The following is a 14205-nucleotide window of genomic DNA, read 5'->3' as shown; positions in this document are numbered from 1 at the left end:
CGGCGCGCCCCCCCGGTCACACCCCCTGGCTCAGGGTCGCGTGGGCGCGCCGACGTGTTTCTCGCTCAGGCCTGCGACGCCGGCGGCCGGGGGTCGGCCCGGGGGCCGAGCGGGTGCCGTCGGATGTGCGGTGGGACGTGCCGTCAGATTTGCGCGGCGACCTCGGTGGCGGCGCGTTCGCCGGACGCGACGGCCGAGTTCAGGGTGGCGTTGTCGACGTCGGTGTGTTCGCCGGCGAAGTGGATGCGGCCTTCCTGGGCGCCTTCGTAGCCGGCGAACGCGGTGTACTGGCCGATGCCGTAGTAGTGGTAAGAGCCGTAGTGCCAGCGGTCGTTGGACCAGTGGTCCTCGTAGGCCTTCCCGTTGAACGCGGCCCAGGTGCCGGGCAGCAGCTTCTCGATCTGGTCGAGGAAGGACTTGATGTCGGCGGACGGCGCCGGGCCGTGCGCGGCACCGGTGTAGCCGTAGCGCGCCATGTCGCCGCCGGGGAAGTTGACGAGCAGCGCGGGGGAGCCGTTGGCGCCGATCTCGACGGAGCCGTCCCAGGAGCTTTGGAAGCCGCTCGGGCCGGTGTTGGTGACGCCGTTGCTGCCCGCGGCGGGCCAGGTCTTCTTGGTGAGCTGGAGGACCAGCTTGGCATTGTGGCCCATGCCTTGCTGGGTGATCGCGGCCGTCTTGCGCGCCGACAGGCCCGCGCAGCTCAGGTCGACGAGGCGCAGCATGCGGAACGGCAGGGCCAGCACCAGGTGGTCGGCGACGACGTCGACCAGGGTGCCGGAGCGGTTGAACGTGGCGGTGTAGCTGCCGCTGGTGTTGCGCTTGACGGCGACCAGTTCGTAGCCCTGCTTGACGGTGCCCGGGGGGAGTTCGCCGAGCATGCCGCTGATGATCTGGTCGTTGCCGCCCTTGAAGTGGTAGAGCTCGTCGAAGTTGCTGCTGCCGAACGCGCCGGCGCCCCAGAACCCGACCAGGCCGCAGGCGGACGACTCGCGGGGCTCGCCGGCGCCTTGGAGCTGGAACGTCTGCACCATCTGGCCGACGGGCGAGTTCGGGTCCATGCCGATTTCGTTCATGTAGTCGATGCACGACATGTTGTCGAGGCGCTGGGCTTCGGCGGTGAAGTTGTTGTAGCGGGGGACGCCCATCGCGTTGTAGGACGCGGTGATCGCGTCCATGAAGGCACCGATGTCGGCGTCGAAGGACGGGTAGGGGGCGTTGTTGACCCAGGCGAGGAAGTTGCCGGTTTTGAGGGCGCCCGCGTTGGCGAGTTCGGTGTTGACGTGGAACCGCTTGGCCAGGTTCAGGATCGACGTGTCCGAGGAACTGATGAACGCGCCGCCGTGCTCGTGGACTTGGCCGTTGTTGAAGAAGCCGCGGAGCGACCAGCAGCGGCCGCCGATGTGCGACGTGTCGGCTTCGTAGACGGTGGCGGCGACCGGGTTGGGCCCGGTCCAGAGCTGGTGTGCGGCGCGGAGCCCGGCCAGGCCGGCGCCGACGACGACGACCCGCGGGGCGGTGGCGGCGTTGGCGCGCGAGGGGGAGAGGAGTCCGCCGGGGATGGTCGAGGCGGCGGCCAACGCGCCTGCGGTGGTGAGGAGTTGGCGGCGGTTGAGGGAGTTGCCGCTTCTTTCGGCGGCCGCTTCGCGCTCTTCGGCCATCGCGCCGGCGAGTTCGGCGGCCGGGATGCCGCGGCGGCGGGCTTCCATGCGGAGCGAGACGGCGGCGCGGAGGCGGCTGGGGGTGCCGAGGCGGGTGGTGACGCGCATGGCGTTGGGGGACTGCGGGGCAAGGGGCTTGGGGAGCATCGAATCCCTCTTCCGGGATCAGGCGGCTGCGTCCGGGTGGTTGGCGAACACCCGGCGGTGTTACCGCGGTTCTGATGCAGTGGAGCCCCCGGCGCGGAGTGCGCCGGGGGCACCGGTGCCCTTGTGGGCGTGGCGGCTGAGTGAGTGAAGCGCGGGCGCATCGGCGTTGTCAACGGTGATGCGCTATGCGGGGGAGAAAGACTGGTTCCGCAGAGCTGCCGAGTGTGATTCGCCCTTTAAAGGGCCCTCCCTCTCCCGCCGCCAAGGACCGGAGTTGCGAGTGTCCCTCCCCCACCCCCGCCGCCGTCGGATCGCTCCGACGTGGTCACTCTGCCCGCTCCGCCGGGAACACGCGTCATTGCTGTGTGGACAGCCGTCCCGGGTCACTCCGAAGCGTGATTCCCGCTCGCCTGCCGCTCGATCGCCGTGATAAGCCCCTCGACCCGTGCCCGGAAGATCGCGTCCTGCGTCACCGACGCCAGTTCCGCGCCCAGCCGGCCGATCTGCGGGAACGCCGCCGTGTCCACGTGCCGGTACTCGACCGTCCACGCCGACTCGTCCGACGCCCGCACATCGGCGTCGAACAGCAGATACGAAGCCCGCTGCCCGACAAACGCCAGCAGCGAATCCCCGACCACCCGGTAGTACAGCGCCGCGTCGGCTCCTTCGAGCCCGGCTTCGGTGACCGCCCCCAGGATTAGCTCCACGATCCGGAATTCGTTCACCCGCCGCGTCGTCCGGCTGGCCATCGTCGACGCCACCACCGGGTACTTGACCGCCGCCGCCAGCGATCCGTCGGCCAGCGCCCGCAGCCGGTCCTGCCATCCGAGCCCCTCGGGGATGCTCGCCAGCACCTCGCCGAGCATCCGGTCGGCCACCGACAGCAGGAGCTCGTCCTTGTCGCGGAAGTGCCGGTAGATCGCGGTGGGGTCCGTGCCCAGCTCTTCGCCGAGGCGGCGGATGGTGAACGCGTCGGCGCTGCCGCGCGCGGCGATGGCAAGGCTCGCCTCGATGATCCGCTCGGGGGAGAGGCGGCTTCCGGCGCGCTTGGCGCGCAGGGGCGCCGACGTGGGCTTCGACATGGTGGGGCCAGTGTATCGAGGCCGCGAAACCGTGAGCGCATCACTGTTGACATCAACGTTGCGCAACGGTTGACTCCGAGTGTCAGGCACACCGTGCGGACTCAGCCGTCCGCCGACGTTGGGGGCAACTTCCGTGGGCAACACCGCCGACACCGTCTTCCTGGGCGGCAAGGTCTTCACCGGTACCGGCACCGAGCCGGTGGACGCCGCCGTCGCGGTCGCCGGCGGCCGAATCCTCGCCGTCGGCGACACCGCCGAGATCCGCGGACTCGCGGGCTCCGGCACGGAGATCGTCGACCTCGCCGGCGGGCTCCTGAGCCCCGGCTTCCAGGACTCGCACATCCACCCGGTCGCGGCCGGCAACCAGCTGCTGCGCTGCGACCTGTCCGGCGAGCGCAACCTGGACTCCTACCTGGCCCGGATCGCCGAGTACGTGCGCACCCACCCCGACGCCGAGTGGATCACCGGCGGCGGCTGGTCGATGGACGTCTTCCCCGGCGGCACCCCCACCCGGCAGATGCTCGACGTGCTGGTGTCCGACCGACCCGCGATCCTGACCAACCGCGACGGCCACGGCGCCTGGGTCAACACCAAGGCCCTGGAGATCTCCGGGATCGACCGCGACACCCCCGACCCGGTCGACGGCCGGATCGAGCGCGAAGCCGACGGCACCCCGTCCGGCATGCTCCAGGAGGGCGCCGCCCACCTGGTCGGCAAGTACATGCCGACCGCCGGACCCGACGAGCCGTACCACGGACTCCTGCGCGCCCAGGAGCAGCTGCACGCGTTCGGCATCACCGGCTGGCAGGACGCCATCATCGGCGCCTTCGCCGGGAGCGGCGACAACCTCGAGGTCTACCTGCGCGCCGCCCGCGAAGAGACCCTCACCGCCCGCGTCGTCGGCGCTCTGTGGTGGGACCGCGAGCGCGGTCTGGAGCAGATCGCCGAGCTTGAAGAGCGCCGCAGCCGCGGCAACCTCGGCCGGTTCGCCGCCACGTCCGTCAAGATCATGCAGGACGGCATCGCGGAGAACTTCACCGCCGCGATGCTCGCCCCGTACCTCGACAAGTGCGGCTGCGCGACGGCCAACTCCGGGCTCAGCTTCGTCGACCCGGCCCTGCTCGGCCGCGCGGTCACCGAACTCGACCGGCTCGGCTTCCAGGTGCACTTCCACGCGCTCGGCGACCGCGCCGTCCGCGAGGCCCTCGACGCGATCGCCGAGGCCCGCACCGCGAACGGGATGAACGACAACCGCCACCACCTCGCGCACCTCCAGGTCGTCGACCCGGCCGACCTGGAGCGCTTCGCCGAACTCGGCGCCGCCGCCAACATCCAGGCGTTCTGGGCGGTGCACGAGGCGCAGATGGACGACCTCACCATCCCGTTCCTCGGCCCGGACCGCGCCGCGCTGCAGTACCCGTTCGGCGACCTCGACCGGGCCGGCGCCCGGCTCGTCGCGGGCAGCGACTGGCCGGTCAGCAGCCCGAACCCGCTGTGGGGCATCCACGTCGCGGTCAACCGCATGACCCCCGACGGCGCGCCGAACGTGCGCAGCGCCGACGCGCCGCCGCGGAAGCCGTTCTACCCGGAGCAGTCGCTCACGCTGGCGCAGGCGTTCGGCGCCTACACGTCCGGCACGGCGTGGGTGAACCACCTCGACGAGGTGACCGGCACCATCGAGCCGGGCAAGTACGCCGACTTGGCCGTCCTGGACCGCGACCCGTTCGCGGGGCCGAAGGAGGAGATCGGCAACACGACGGTGGTCCGGACCTACGTCGAGGGCGTCGAGGTGTACGCCGCGGGCTGAGCGGCCGTCAACGTGCCGGGGCGCGGTCCGGGCGCCCCGGCAGGGACGTGGCCGCGGCCACCGTGACGACGGCGGCCGCGGCAACGACCCACCAGAACGCACCCGTGTACGCGGCCGATGTCTTGCCGTCGTCGATCCCCTGCTGCACCAGCACCGTCACGATCGCGATCCCGAACGATCCGCCGATCTGGTTGAGCACCATCACGGCGCCGCTCGCGCTCGACACCGACGCGGGCGGCACGGTGCGGTAGATCGACGACATCGTGGGCGCTCCGACGAAGCCGAGCCCCGCGCCGACCACCAGCGTCGCGGCGGCGAGCAGCCACGTTGGGGTGTCCGCGTCCGCGGTCGCGAACACCACCATCACCAGACCCACCACCGTGGCACCGGCCGGGACCAGCGGCCGGGCGCCGACCCGGTCGCTCAGCCGTCCGCCGATCGGCATGCCGATCATCGCGCCCAGCCCGAGCGGCGCGAGGAGCAGGCCCGCGCTCAGTACGCTTTCGCCGCGCGCCTGCTGGTAGTAGAGCGGCACCAGGTAGAGCAGCGGGAAGACCATCGCGCCGACGGTGCTCATCACGACCACGCTGGCGGCGTAGCCGCGGCTCGCGAACAGCCGCACGTCGATGATCGCGCCGTCGCCCATGCGCAGGGCGTGCGCGACGTAGCAGCCGACCAGGAACACGCCGCCGGCCAGTGCCGCGACGACCGGGGACGAGCCGAAGCCGCCGCCCCCGGCCGCGTGCGAGAGGCCGAACAGCAGGAGGCCGAAGCCCGGGGCGAGCAGCGCCAGCCCGCGCGCGTCGAAGCGGGCGCGTCCGCCGTCCGCGAACCGGTCGCCGTCCGCCGGGACGAAGCGCAGCGCGAGGACGGTCGCCACGATGCCGAGCGGCAGGTTCACCAGAAACATCCACTGCCACGGCAGCGCGTCCAGGATCACCGCGCCGAGGATCGGGCCGAGCGCCGGGCCGAGCGTGATGGGAAGGCTGATCGCGGCCATCGCGCGCCCGGCGCGGGCCGGACCGGCGGCGCGTGCGACCAGGGTGAGCATCACCGGTTCGAGCATGCCGCCGCCGAGGCCTTGGAGGATCCGGAAGACGATCAGCGCGCCGACCGACCACGACAGCGCGGCCAGTACCGACGTCGTGGTGAACACGACCAGGCCGAGCAGCCACACGCGGCGGCCGCCGAACCGGTCGACCGCCCACAGCGCCGCGGGGCCGGAGACGGCGCAGGCCAGCAGGTAGCCGGTGGCCGCCCACTCGACGGTGTGCAGGGGGGCGTCGAAGTGCTCGCCGAGTGTGCGCATGCCGACGTTGACGATCGTCGCGTCGAACAGCGCCATCAGGCCGCCGAGGACGAGCACGAGGATCAGGCGGATCAGCGGCGCGTCGAGCCGGTCGGGCGGGGCGGGCGCCGCGTCGGTGCCCGCCGGGGGCAGGCCGGTCGCGGCGAGGTCGGGAGGAGGAGCGGAAGACGGCATCGGCCAACTCCAGTGAACGAAGAAGTCTGGGAACTTGAACTCAAGAGTTCAAGTTTGCGGACTGACGGTAACATGTCCGCATGAGCCGACGCGACGCCCCGACCACCGACCGACCAAGCCGCCCCGCGGCCGCGCCGACCGCGTCCGGCCCGGACGCCAAGGCGCCGCGCCCGGTCGCCCGCGGCCGGGTCGAGAAACGGCAGGCGATCCTGGACGCCGCGCTCGTGGTGTTCGCACGCGAGGGCTACGACCGGGCCGGCGTGGACGTCATCGCCGCCGAGGCGGGCGTCGCGAAGCCGACCGTCTACAACCACTTCGGCGGCAAGGAGACGCTCTTCCGCGAGATGGTCCTGTCGTCCGCGATCCGCTCGCGCGAATCGAGCCTCGCGGCGATCGACGCCCTGCCCGTCGCCCCCGCCGACCTCACCGCCGAACTCCTCGGCCTCGCCCACCGCCTGGCCGTGTGCTTCCGCGACCCGCGCGCCTGGGTCCTGCAACGCGTCCTCGTCACCGAGTCCGCGCACTTCCCCGACCTGCTGAAGGAAGTCGTCGGCGACGGCTTGTCCCGCATCACCGAGGCCCTCGCCGGCCGCATCGCGCTGCTCGGCGCGGCGGGCCGGCTCGACATGCCCGACCCGGTCCGCGCCGCCGCGCACTTCTTCGCCCTCACCACCGGCGAAGTCCTCACCCGCTCCCTCAACGGCGCCCGTCCGACCGAAGCCGCCGAACTGGACGCGATCCTGGCGGCGGGAGTGGACACGTTCCTGCGGGCCTTCGCCGCGGACCGCTGCGGCGGGTGAAACGGATCGGCGGGGAAACCGGCGCCGCGTGAGGGTGTGTCGAGGAGGGGCCGCACGGCCGAGGCGGCACGACACACCGGCGAGTCGCCGGCCCGACCGGCCTGTTGCCGGGCGCGCTGGGGGAGGCGTGACACGGGGCTGCAGGGAACGGAGCGCCGCGTGTCGGCGTAGGGGAGGGGCCGCGGAGCGCGGCTCGGTGAGACTCCGGCGGCAGGGCGGGCTCCGGCCGGACTACGGGCGTGCGGGGCAGTGGCCCCAACGTGTCGGCTCATCCGACGTGTTGGTGCCCAGCGCCGGCCGAACTCCCGCCCGAGGCCGCGGCAGGCCTGTTCGCGGGCGGGAGTTCGGCATACGGTCACCCATCTCGCCCCGCTCTGCCGGCGGCTTCTCCCGTGTTCGGGTCTGGCCGGATCACGCCCTGACGGGTGTTCACGGCGGCGTGGCGGCTCCGCTTCGGGCCCGGCCGGGCGGAATCTTCCGACGTCGGGAGGCATTTCCGGTCGAAATCTCCCCCATTGCCGGTCGGGATCGGCCGTTCCGCGACCCTCCGCCGACGCCCGGGGCGTGTACTTTCGGCCATCCCGCGCGGTCCCGGGCCGAAAGGCCCTGTCGTGGCGGGGCGTCCTGTCGCACACTCTCCGGTAGGCGGGGGAGCGAGCCCGCGGGAAAGTCGAGGGAAGCGCTGTGTCGGTCAAAGACATCACCGTCGCCGCCACCGGAGTGGCACAGGGGTTCGCCGCCGGGGCCCGCCGCCGGATCGCACCCGTCGTCCTGGGCGCCGACGCCCTGGTCGAGAACGTCCGCGTACGCCTGACGGCGCTCGGCGAACCCGCCCGCGCGGTCATCGCCCAAGTCGTCGCCGAGGTCGACGGGCGCCGCGTCCGCGTGCAGCGTTCCGCGGCCGGGGTCGGCGGCGCCGTCGAACGCGCCGCGGACGCCCTGCGCGCCCGCATCGCCGAAGTCAGCGGCCCCTGGCGGCCCCGCCCCTGGCCGGAAGGCCCCCGCGGCCTCGGCATCCTCCGCGCCGCGCGCCTCGGCAGCGGCACCATCAGCCGGGTGAAAGCCCCCGCCCTGGTGTGGTGTTCCCCCGAGGCGGCAGCCCGCACGATGGACGCGATGGACTACGACATCCACCTGTTCGTCGATCCCGCCACCGAAACCGAAGCCGCCGTCTACCGCGTCGGACCGACCGGCTACCGGCTCGCCCGCACCGTCTCCGCCGGACCGCCCACCCCCAACCGCGGCATCCCGTGGACCCTCAACCCCGGCTGCGCGCCGCGCCTCACCGACGACGCCGCCCTCGACCGGGTCACCCGCGCCGAACTCCCGCACCTGTTCTACGCGGACCCGGACACCGGCAGCGGCCGCGTCCTCTACCGCCGCCTCGACGGCGACTATGCGGTGATCGCCGCCGCCCGAGGCACCGCATGACCGGCCCCGCCACCACCGGCGTCCGGCTCGGCCGCACCCCCGGCGCCGCGCGCGCAACCCTCGAACCGGCCCCGGAATCCGCCCCGGAATCCGCCCCGGAATCCGCACTGCCCCCGCACACCATGGAGCCGCTCACCCGCGACGAGGCCCTGGGCCTGCTCGCCCGCGCCGGCTTCGGCCGCATCGTCTTCAGCCACCACGCGCTGCCCGCGATCCGGCCGGTCAACCACATCCTCGACGGCGGCAGCATCGTCGTCCGCACCCACGAAGGCGCCGCCCTCAACGCCCTCGTGCGCGGCGCCGGCGACCAAGGCGTCGTCGTCGCCTACGAGGCCGACGAGATCGACCCCGCCACCCGCACAGGCTGGAGCGTCATCGCCACCGGCTACGCCACCGCCGTCACCGACCCCGCCGAACTCGACCGCTACCGCGTCCTGCTGCGCCCGTGGGTCGGCGGCCGCCGCGACCACGCCATCCGGGTGCGCCCGGTCGAAGTCACCGCATACCGGCTCGTCGCCCCGCCCGCCGAAAGCCGGGCAACACCCGAGGCCTGACCCCGCTCCCCACTCCTCGATCCCCACCTCCCGCAGCAGGGCCGAAAGACCCTGGGCCGTGCCGCCGGCATGCGCCAAGCTGGCCGCCGGGGGCGGCGCACTCGCCGTCTCCCGCTCCGGCATGCCCGCCGGGCGCGGTCGAGGTGGGAAGAGATGAGTGCGCGATGACGTCACCGATCCGGGTGTTCCTGCTCGACGACCACGAGATCGTGCGCCGCGGCCTGGCCGATCTGCTGTCCGCGGAACCGGACATCGAGGTGGTGGGGGAGTCCGCGTCGGCGCAGGAGGCGATCCGGCGGATCCCCGCGCTCGACCCCGACGTCGCGGTCCTCGACGGGCGGCTCCCGGACGGCAGCGGCATCGACGTGTGCCGGGAAGTACGGTCCCGGTTCCCGCACATCCAGGCGCTGATCCTGACCTCGTACGACGACGAGGACGCGCTCTTCGCGGCGATCATGGCGGGCGCGGCCGGCTACGTCCTCAAGCAGATCCGCGGCACCGACCTCGTCGACGGCATCCGTCGCGTCGCCGCCGGGCAGTCACTCCTCGACCCGGGCATCACCGCGAAGGTCCTCGACCGGGTCCGCACCGGCACCACCGTCGACCCGCGGCTCGCCGACCTGTCGCCGCGCGAACGCGAAGTCCTCGGGTTCGTCACCCAGGGCCTCACCAACCGGCAGATCGCGCAGAAGATGCAGCTCGCCGAGAAGACCGTCAAGAACTACGTCTCGGCCCTGCTCGGCAAGCTCGGCCTGGAACGCCGCGTGCAGGCCGCCGTGTTCGCCACCGAAGTGCAGCAGGCCCCGCCGCACGGCCCGCACTGACCGGCTTCCGGGCGGTCGCGGCGCCGGCCTTTCCACACGGTGCGGACGGGCCGTTCGGCCCGTGCGTAGGGACCTTCGTCACTGCTGCGGAACGGTCCCGCGGGACGACCCTGGGATTCGGGGCCGTCCCCCGGCATATGGAATCCCCCACGGACCCGGAGGTGCGCCATGGTGGCCTCGACTCTGACTCCCGAGCAGCGCGACAAGATCCTGCGGGCGGCGACGTCCGCGCCGTCCAAACACAACACCCAGCCTTGGTGGTTCCGGTGGGACGGCGCGGATCTCGACGTGCACGTCGACCCCGAGCGGGTCCTGCCGCTCGCCGACCCGACCGGCCGTGAAGCACACATCGCGTGCGGCGCCGCGGTGTTCGCCGCCCGGCTCGGCTACGCCGCAGCCGGCATCGCCGCCGAGCCGGTCCTCATGCCGGACGGCGCCGAACCCGGCTTCGTCGCCCGTGTCCACGCCGTCGACGGCGCACCCGACGCGCGCTTCGAAACGCTGTACTGGACGTTGCCCAGCCGCCGGACCAACCGCGCCCCGTTCCGCGACACACCGGTACCCGGCATGCTCCTCGAACAGCTCCGCGACGCCGCCCGCGACGAAGGCACCTGGCTGCGGATGGTGGACCGGGAACCGGCCTACGAACACCTCTTGACCCTCATCCGCGAAGCCACCGGCCTCGAAGAGGAACACTTGCGCGACGAACGTGCCCGCTGGGTCGCCGCCGCGGACGAAATCCACCGGCGCGACGGCGTCCCCGCGGCGAGCCTCGGCCCGTCCGCAGCCGCCCCCACCGGGGCCGTGCGGGACCTGGCCGCCGGACGCGACATCCCGTCCCGCGGCACCGCGACGTTCGAACGCCGGCCCACCCTGGCCGTCCTCGAAACGCCCGCGGACACCGCGCTCGACTGGCTGACCGCCGGGCAGGCGCTCATGCGCGTCCTGGTCACCGGCGCCCGCTACGGCATGGCCGCCTCGTTCGCCAACCAGCCGCTCGAAGACCCCGACCTGCGCATCGAAACGGCGTCCGAAGCCAAGCACTACGGCACCGCGCAGATGGTGCTGCGGATGGGCATGGGCGTCGACGTCCCGGCAACACCGCGCCGGGACGTGGCGGACGTCGTACGCCCGCCGCGGACGGCCGACGCCGGGCACCCGGCACCCTGACGGATCCGCGGGCGGTGCATCGCGCCGCCCGCGCCCCGCGGTCTTTCCCCAGGCCGCGAAAACCGCTGCCGGAGCGCGGGATCGGCGTGCTTCGATGAGCGCATGATGTCCGCTGATCGTCTTCTCGCCTTCGCGGCGGTGTCGTTCCTCCTCATCGTGGTGCCCGGCCCGAGCGTGCTCTTCGTGGTCGGCCGGGCCCTCTCGCACGGGCGCCGCGCCGCGCTCACCTCCGTCGTCGGAAACACCCTCGGCGCGTACACCCTCGTCGTGGCCGTCGCGCTCGGCATCGGGTCCGTCGTGGAACGCTCGGTCCTGGCCTTCACCGTGCTCAAACTCGCCGGCGCCGCCTACCTCGTCTACCTCGGCATCAAGGCGATACGGCAGCGCACCGCGCTCCAGGCCGCCTTCACCGGCAACGACGGCGGCACGCACGGTGCGCTGCGCACCCTCGGCGAGGGCTACGCCGTCGGGGTCGCGAACCCGAAGACCATCGTGTTCTTCGGCGCCGTGCTCCCGCAGTTCGTCGACCGCGACCAAGGCCACGTGGCCGCGCAAATGCTGCTGCTCGGGCTCGTCTTCAACATCATCGCGGTGCTGTCGGACAGCGTGTGGGGGCTCGCCGCGTCGGGTGCGCGCACGTGGTTCGCACGGTCGCCGCGGCGGCTGGCGATGGTCGGCGGAGTCGGCGGAATGGCGATGATCGGGCTGGGGGTGACGGTGGCGGCCACCGGACGGAAGGACTGACCCGCTCGCCGGGTGGCCGCCCGCCGAGGCTTCAGCGCTTGTTGAACATCAGGTGGGTGACCCCGCTCGGCGTGGTCGTCGACTCGATGGCGAACCGCTCGTCGAGGCCTTCCAAGCCGTCCCACAGGCGCTCGCCGCGACCGAGGAAGATCGGGACCACCGCGATGTGCATGAAGTCGACGAGGTCGGCGGCCAGGAAGTCGCGCACCACCGTCACGCCGCCGCCGATCCGGACGTCCTTGCCGCCGGCCGCCTCGCGGGCCTGCTTGAGGGCTTCCTCGGGCGTCGCGTCGATGAAGTGGAACGTCGTCCCGCCCTCCATCTCCAGCGTCGGCCGCGGGTGGTGGGTCAGCACGAACACCGGCGTGTGGAACGGCGGGTTCTCACCCCACCAGCCCTGCCACGCCTCGTCCTCCCACGGGCCGCGGTGCGGGCTGAACTTGTTGCGGCCCATGATCTCCGCACCGATGCCGCCGTCCCACGTGTCGGCGAGCGCGCCGTCGACACTGAACGGACCGCCCTCCTGGCCGGTCATGGCACGGAACGCCCGCGTCCGGAAGAACCACTCGTGCAGCCGCGTGCCGGCGTGGCCGAACGGCTCCTCGAGAGTCTGGCCGTCACCGGTGCCGAAGCCGTCGAGCGACACCGAGAAGTTGTGAACGCGGACGAGGGACATGCCGGGCCTCCTGCGGAGCGGAGCGGAGGGCGGGCCGGCTCAGGCGCGGCCGCGCGCCTTGGTCGTTGCACAGTACTCACCGAAGCCGACATCCAAACCGATCCGGGAACGGCGACAACCGTGGCGGGGCCGTTGCCGCAGGTGGGCAAGGGGGTGCGGCAGGTGACGTGACGCGCCCGGGTTGTCCGCCGACGGGTGGGCGCGACAGGCTGCTGCGCTACGCGGACAGAGCTACGGATCGGTACGGCATGGAACACGGGGCGGGCGAGCGGATGCGGGTGGGGGAGCAGCGCGGGGAGCGCCGTGGTGGTGGTGAGGGGCGGGGGGAGGACCCGGGTGGTCGTGATGGCGGCGATGGCCGTCTTGGCGGCCGGGGTGGCCGGGGTGGCCGGGGTGGGGCGGCGGATGTCGGGGACTTGCCGGGGGAGGACGGGCGGGCGGGTACCGCGTTTGCCGGTGACGGCGGGTCTTCGGGCCCATGGCGTGAACTGCGGCCGCGGGGGCTGTACGACCTGCGGGTAGGGACGGCGGGGGCGGATGCGGAGGCCGACTCGGCGTTCCTCGGCGAGGCCGAAGCCGAAGCCGGAGCCGCCGCCGGAGCCGAGGCCGATGCCAAAACCGACGCCGAGGCCGAAGCTGCGCCCGGAGCCGGAGCCGGAGCCGGAGCCGGAGCCGAACCCGAAGCCCAAGCCGAACCCGAACCCGAACCCGAAGCCGCGGCCGGGCATCCGCATCCCGTCGGCGTGCTCCGTTACGGTGCGCGCGACGTGCTCGTCGTCGCCGGGCTGCCCGGGGCGGGCAAGTCGACGCTGATGGCGCGGTGTGCGGTGGCGCCGCTGGTCGACTCGCGGCATACCCGGCTGCACTACCAGGCGCGGCTGCCGCGGTGGATTCCGTACCGGCTGTTCCGGCCCGTGGTGCGGGTGGCGCACCTGCGCCGGATGCGGGCCGGGTTGCGCGGTGACGGGCCGCTGGCCGTGCAGGACTTCGGCGCGGTGCCGCTGGTCCGTGCCTGGGTGGGGTGGGAGGCACGGCGCCAAGGGCGGAACGCGCACGTGCTGTTCCTCGACGTGGACGCCGCCACCGCGTGGCAGAGCCAGGTGGCGCGCGGCCGTTGCGTGCCACCCCGCCGGTTCGCCCGGCACCGCACCCTCGCGGCGCGGGTGCTGCGGCGCCTCGCGGCGTCGGGGAAGCCGCCGCGGGGTTGGACGTCGGTCGTCGTCCTGGACCGTCCGGCGGCCGACCGGGTGCGCCGGATCGCGTTCGGCGAGGACCAGGACGCGGCCCGGGGGTAGCCGGGTTTCGTGCTGTCCCGATGCCCGGGGCCTCGGTCTCCGTGCGCCGGTCGACTTCCTTCACCCACCCGGCCGTCCGCCTCTCCCGTTCAGCCCACGTCCGCGCGCGCCGACCCTGGGGGCGTGCCGAGACTGGAAGTCCGATTTGTCGCTACTCGGAATGGACTTCGCCGTGGCAGTTGCCGTCGTTTTCGACATCCCGGGCATGACTCAGGCCCAGTACGACCAGAGCGCCGACGCGGTGACCGGTGGCCGCGGGGCCGTCACCAGCACCTCCGACTGGCCCGTCCCCGGGCTGATCTCGCACACCTCCGGTCCCACCCCGAACGGCTGGTTCGTCGTGGACGTGTGGGAGTCCGAGGAGGCGTTCCGGCAGTTCGGCGAGATCATCGTGCCGATTCTGACCCGGCTCGGCGTCCCGAACGCGGAGCCGAAGGTCTACCCGGTGCACGCGATGGTGCGCTGAGCACGGCTGCCGCCCCGCGCGGTTCGGGCGGCGGGTCCGGCAGGAGCGGATCCCGGCGGCGGATTGCC

The 14205-nt window shown here is 72.9% G+C and carries 13 protein-coding genes; 9 read left to right on the top strand and 4 right to left on the bottom strand.

What is annotated here, in order from left to right:
• Window positions 1-143: 143 nt before the first annotated feature.
• Both ACPA54_RS06580 and ACPA54_RS06575 read right to left on the bottom strand, forming a co-directional pair.
• Entirely contained in the window at window positions 144-1805 is a 1662-nt protein-coding gene (locus ACPA54_RS06580) for a flavin monoamine oxidase family protein (protein ID WP_423527711.1), read from the bottom strand.
• Between the two features lie 383 nt (window positions 1806-2188).
• Window positions 2189-2887: a TetR/AcrR family transcriptional regulator gene (locus ACPA54_RS06575; protein ID WP_423527709.1), complete on the bottom strand. Its 699-nt coding sequence runs from the start codon at window positions 2885-2887 to the stop codon at window positions 2189-2191.
• 133 nt (window positions 2888-3020) lie between these two features.
• On the opposite strand from ACPA54_RS06575, the gene ACPA54_RS06570 reads away from it, so the two are divergent.
• Window positions 3021-4694 carry an amidohydrolase gene (locus ACPA54_RS06570; RefSeq protein WP_423527707.1) on the top strand — a complete coding sequence of 558 codons (1674 nt, stop codon included), beginning with the start codon at window positions 3021-3023 and terminating at the stop codon, window positions 4692-4694.
• Window positions 4695-4701: 7 nt separating this feature from the next.
• Here the strand turns inward: ACPA54_RS06570 and ACPA54_RS06565 are convergent, their stop codons facing one another.
• Window positions 4702-6177: a DHA2 family efflux MFS transporter permease subunit gene (locus ACPA54_RS06565; RefSeq protein WP_423527705.1), complete on the bottom strand. Its 1476-nt coding sequence runs from the start codon at window positions 6175-6177 to the stop codon at window positions 4702-4704.
• Window positions 6178-6257: 80 nt separating this feature from the next.
• On the opposite strand from ACPA54_RS06565, the gene ACPA54_RS06560 reads away from it, so the two are divergent.
• The 6 genes from ACPA54_RS06560 to ACPA54_RS06535 all read left to right on the top strand — a co-directional run bounded on the left by ACPA54_RS06560 (window position 6258) and on the right by ACPA54_RS06535 (window position 11700).
• Window positions 6258-6977: a TetR/AcrR family transcriptional regulator gene (locus ACPA54_RS06560; protein WP_423527703.1), complete on the top strand. Its 720-nt coding sequence runs from the start codon at window positions 6258-6260 to the stop codon at window positions 6975-6977.
• Between the two features lie 684 nt (window positions 6978-7661).
• Window positions 7662-8408, top strand: a complete 747-nt coding sequence (locus ACPA54_RS06555; RefSeq protein ID WP_423527702.1) for a sigma 54 modulation/S30EA ribosomal C-terminal domain-containing protein — start codon at window positions 7662-7664, stop codon at window positions 8406-8408.
• Window positions 8409-8530: 122 nt separating this feature from the next.
• Complete coding sequence (locus ACPA54_RS06550; RefSeq protein WP_423527838.1) at window positions 8531-8962, top strand: pyridoxamine 5'-phosphate oxidase family protein; 432 nt, start codon at window positions 8531-8533, stop codon at window positions 8960-8962.
• Window positions 8963-9126: 164 nt separating this feature from the next.
• On the top strand, window positions 9127-9786 hold the full coding sequence (locus tag ACPA54_RS06545) for a response regulator (RefSeq protein ID WP_345676760.1): 660 nt from the start codon (window positions 9127-9129) through the stop codon (window positions 9784-9786).
• Between the two features lie 168 nt (window positions 9787-9954).
• A complete protein-coding gene (locus ACPA54_RS06540; protein ID WP_423527700.1) occupies window positions 9955-10956 on the top strand; it encodes an Acg family FMN-binding oxidoreductase in 1002 nt (333 codons plus the stop codon).
• Between the two features lie 102 nt (window positions 10957-11058).
• A complete protein-coding gene (locus ACPA54_RS06535; protein WP_423527698.1) occupies window positions 11059-11700 on the top strand; it encodes a LysE family translocator in 642 nt (213 codons plus the stop codon).
• Window positions 11701-11731: 31 nt separating this feature from the next.
• Here the strand turns inward: ACPA54_RS06535 and ACPA54_RS06530 are convergent, their stop codons facing one another.
• Complete coding sequence (locus ACPA54_RS06530; protein ID WP_423527696.1) at window positions 11732-12376, bottom strand: dihydrofolate reductase family protein; 645 nt, start codon at window positions 12374-12376, stop codon at window positions 11732-11734.
• 416 nt (window positions 12377-12792) lie between these two features.
• Here ACPA54_RS06530 and ACPA54_RS06525 point away from each other — a divergent pair, with 416 nt between their 5' ends.
• Window positions 12793-13671, top strand: a complete 879-nt coding sequence (locus tag ACPA54_RS06525) for an ATP-binding protein (RefSeq protein WP_423527694.1) — start codon at window positions 12793-12795, stop codon at window positions 13669-13671.
• A gap of 172 nt (window positions 13672-13843) precedes the next feature.
• Window positions 13844-14137 carry an antibiotic biosynthesis monooxygenase family protein gene (locus ACPA54_RS06520; RefSeq protein WP_345676755.1) on the top strand — a complete coding sequence of 98 codons (294 nt, stop codon included), beginning with the start codon at window positions 13844-13846 and terminating at the stop codon, window positions 14135-14137.
• Window positions 14138-14205: the final 68 nt, after the last annotated feature.

This window comes from Uniformispora flossi, assembly GCF_049534875.1.
Taxonomy (GTDB): domain Bacteria; phylum Actinomycetota; class Actinomycetes; order Streptomycetales; family Streptomycetaceae; genus Yinghuangia; species Yinghuangia aomiensis.
This window is presented reverse-complemented; position numbering and strand designations above follow the sequence as displayed.

Coding starts and splice junctions, on each gene's coding strand:
- ACPA54_RS06575 (WP_423527709.1), bottom strand. CDS start 2,887: ATGTCGAAGCCCACGTCGGCGCCCCTGCGCGCCAAGCGCGCCGGAAGC.
- ACPA54_RS06550 (WP_423527838.1), top strand. CDS start 8,531: ATGGAGCCGCTCACCCGCGACGAGGCCCTGGGCCTGCTCGCCCGCGCC.
- ACPA54_RS06565 (WP_423527705.1), bottom strand. CDS start 6,177: ATGCCGTCTTCCGCTCCTCCTCCCGACCTCGCCGCGACCGGCCTGCCC.
- ACPA54_RS06560 (WP_423527703.1), top strand. CDS start 6,258: ATGAGCCGACGCGACGCCCCGACCACCGACCGACCAAGCCGCCCCGCG.
- ACPA54_RS06530 (WP_423527696.1), bottom strand. CDS start 12,376: ATGTCCCTCGTCCGCGTTCACAACTTCTCGGTGTCGCTCGACGGCTTC.
- ACPA54_RS06545 (WP_345676760.1), top strand. CDS start 9,127: ATGACGTCACCGATCCGGGTGTTCCTGCTCGACGACCACGAGATCGTG.
- ACPA54_RS06535 (WP_423527698.1), top strand. CDS start 11,059: ATGATGTCCGCTGATCGTCTTCTCGCCTTCGCGGCGGTGTCGTTCCTC.
- ACPA54_RS06580 (WP_423527711.1), bottom strand. CDS start 1,805: ATGCTCCCCAAGCCCCTTGCCCCGCAGTCCCCCAACGCCATGCGCGTC.
- ACPA54_RS06540 (WP_423527700.1), top strand. CDS start 9,955: ATGGTGGCCTCGACTCTGACTCCCGAGCAGCGCGACAAGATCCTGCGG.